This window comes from Dyella silvatica, assembly GCF_026283955.1.
Lineage (GTDB): Bacteria > Pseudomonadota > Gammaproteobacteria > Xanthomonadales > Rhodanobacteraceae > Dyella_C > Dyella_C silvatica.
The window spans coordinates 1-2,657 of sequence record NZ_JAPDPE010000213.1; the positions used below are offsets into that span (position 1 = coordinate 1).

Genomic DNA, 2,657 nt, shown 5'->3' on the forward strand with positions numbered 1-2,657 from the left:
ACCTCGTGCGCATGCGCAGTGGCCTCGATGCAGAAGAGGCGGAGTCACCCCTCGATCCGGTGGCGCAAATGGAATATCTGCATAGCGATATGGCCGGCTTTGCCGCGCAGCATCCACTGAAGAAACCGCCAGGCACAGCATGGGATTACAGCTCGGCCAATACCCTGATCGTCGACCGTCTGTTGGGGCACACCATCGGTGGTGGCGCCGGCGGCGTGCGCAGCTTCGCCGAGCGCGAATTGTTCGCGCCGATGCACATGGGCGCAGTGACGATGGAGTTCGATGGCCGCGATGTATTTATCGGCTCGACCTACGTGCTGGCCTCCGCGCGTACCTACGCCCGCTTCGGCGAGCTGTATCGCAATGACGGTATCGCCGCCGACGGACAGCGCATCCTGCCCGAGGGCTGGGTCGCCTGGTCGCGACGCTCCACGCTGGGTACCTCTTATGGCGCGGGTTTCTGGACCAATGATGGCCCCGGCAAAACCGCCGCCTGGCGGGTCGCCCACGGCTTTCCCAAAGACGGCTTTTTCGCCAGCGGCGTGCTTGGCCAGCGCATTTACATCAGTCCCTCCGAGCACTTGGTCATTACCCGCTTCGGTTACTCACGCCCACCCGAATTTGGCATCGAGGACGATGTGGCCCTGATCGACGCGGTGATCAAGGCGACGCACGGCGCCGCGAACGCATCCGGCAGCTGACTTTGCAACAGTGGCAAGTTGATACTAAGGTGCGCCATCACCTGGGAATGTTCGTCTTTTGCGATTGGGCGGACATGGCGCTGCGAGGCTGGCATCCCGTCTCAGTCGACATGTCATGCAGGGGGAACATTGATAAGCAAAGAAGATCTTCTTCGAGCTACCGCTCGCGGCGAACAGTACGAGTTGCTGTTCTTCTGGGGTCATCGAGCCAAGCCAGGCACGGTGACAAAATCCTGTCTAAGCCAATGGTACGACGCGCCGTTTGTCGCTGACGGCGTGCGCTACCTCACGGCCGAGCACTACATGATGGCGCACAAGGCCGAACTCTTTGGCGATATAGCCGCAAGAGACGCCATCCTTCGCGCCCCCGATCCTGGCAAGGCAAAAGCTCTGGGCCGCCGGGTGAAGGGCTTTGATGAGGCGCTATGGGCCGAGCATCGTTTCGCGATGGTGGTTGACGCCAATAGGCACAAATTCTCGCAAGCGGGTCGCTTAAAGCGATTTCTGCTGAATACGGGTACGGCGGTACTCGTGGAAGCCAGCCCGTCAGATGCCGTGTGGGGTATCGGATTGGCCGCAGACGACGCCGATGCGAAAGATCCATCGCAATGGCCTGGGCTTAACTTGCTCGGATTTGCGCTCATGCAGGTGAGAGAGGCACTTCGGGCCAGCGCCGCCTGATCGCATGTCTGCGGTTGCTGCATCGCTGTTAACGACACACGGCAGCCAGCGCTCCCCATGGGCCAGGCGACTCCCGTGCATGGCTACTCAATGACTGCTGCCCAGGGTGACGAAGACATTTTTTGAACGGTCGGCAAAGTGCATGAGTACATGACCCCATGGGAGAGTAACTCCTCTTTGCGCTCATCAAGTGGAGCTTGTCTGCAGGCTCGCGCGCCATAGTTTCAACGCACGGCGTGACCAGGGCGCCGACCGCGACGAAGGTCTTCTTCGCATGCCCATCGACAGATGGCGACGCCGTGTTGCCGGCAGTCGTCAAAGCCATCGGCGCGGTGCTGCCGTTGCAATATCGCCACTGTTTGGCGTGCCGCTGGGTTCGATCAAGAGAAGATGTACCTCTTCGGGGGCCCTGGGCCGATGCGGCACGCCCCTGGGCACGACAAAAATCTGTCCGGGGTTGATCTGCACGACGACGTCATCGGGCAGGTCGATAAACATGGTTCCCTGCAGTACGAAGAAAAAGTCGTCGGTATCGGCATGCGAGTGCCAGGTAAAGTCGCCACAGATTTTAACGACCATGACGTCGTGGCCGTTGAACTCGGTAATGGTGCGCGGGGCCCAGTACTCATGGAATTGAGTCAGCTTGTTGGTCAGGTCGAGAGCTTGAGGGTTCATGCGGCGGCTCGTCATGGGAGGGGAATGGCAATCTAGGCGGGAGCTCCGATACGGTCTTGTACAATTGATTCATGGCATCTTCCCAAAAAACCTCGGGCAGTGACTGGGCGACCTTTCGGCATGGGCCGCATCGCGGTATCACGCTCATGCAGGCTCATTTCAAAGAGCATTCGTTCGAGCGGCATAGCCATTCCACTTATTCCATCGGCGTGACCCATTCGGGCGTGCAGTCGTTCCGTTGCCGCGGCGTGCGGCATAGCAGCGTGGCCGGCCATGTGATGCTGTTCAATCCAGATGAGCCGCATGACGGCAGCCGTGGCAGCGAAGAGGGTTTCGGTTACGCCATCATCTATGTCGAGCCGGAGTTTCTGGATACCTTGTCCGACCGTTCGGCTGGCGTGGTGGTCTCGCGTTTTTTCTCGCGCACGCTAGTCAAGGATGCACTTGCCGCACCGTTGCTGTTGAGCGCCGTCGAAGCGTTGTCGCAGCCGCAAGAATCCATGCGGGCCGAAGTACTGACCAGCACGTCGCTGCTCCATTTGCTGGGGCATTACGGCGAGCGCACGGCGAATCTGAAGAAACGGGTCGACCCTGGCATGC

General features: G+C 60.0%; 4 protein-coding genes. 3 read left to right on the plus strand and 1 reads right to left on the minus strand.

The annotated features are described in order from the left end of the window. Positions 1 to 701 (plus strand): serine hydrolase domain-containing protein (locus OUZ52_RS22605; protein ID WP_266160862.1); only part of this gene is annotated, 701 nt, incomplete at its 5' end. A 129-nt stretch (positions 702 to 830) separates the two neighbouring features. After that, positions 831 to 1,382: a riboflavin biosynthesis intermediates N-glycosidase gene (gene ybiA / locus OUZ52_RS22610; RefSeq protein ID WP_266160863.1), complete on the plus strand. Its 552-nt coding sequence runs from the start codon at positions 831 to 833 to the stop codon at positions 1,380 to 1,382. Positions 1,383 to 1,697: 315 nt separating this feature from the next. On the opposite strand, the gene OUZ52_RS22615 is transcribed toward ybiA, so the two are convergent. After that, the gene (locus OUZ52_RS22615) at positions 1,698 to 2,057 is read right to left on the minus strand and encodes a cupin domain-containing protein (protein ID WP_266160864.1); all 360 of its coding nucleotides are present in this window, start codon (positions 2,055 to 2,057) and stop codon (positions 1,698 to 1,700) included. Between the two features lie 71 nt (positions 2,058 to 2,128). Between OUZ52_RS22615 and OUZ52_RS22620 the strand changes: the two genes are divergently transcribed. After that, the coding region (locus tag OUZ52_RS22620) for an AraC family ligand binding domain-containing protein (RefSeq protein WP_266160865.1) at positions 2,129 to 2,657 on the plus strand (529 nt) is incomplete at its 3' end.

Bases quoted from the DNA above. Each gene is read 5' to 3' on its own strand.
- OUZ52_RS22615 (WP_266160864.1), bottom strand. From the start codon at position 2,057: ATGAACCCTCAAGCTCTCGACCTGACCAACAAGCTGACTCAATTCCAT.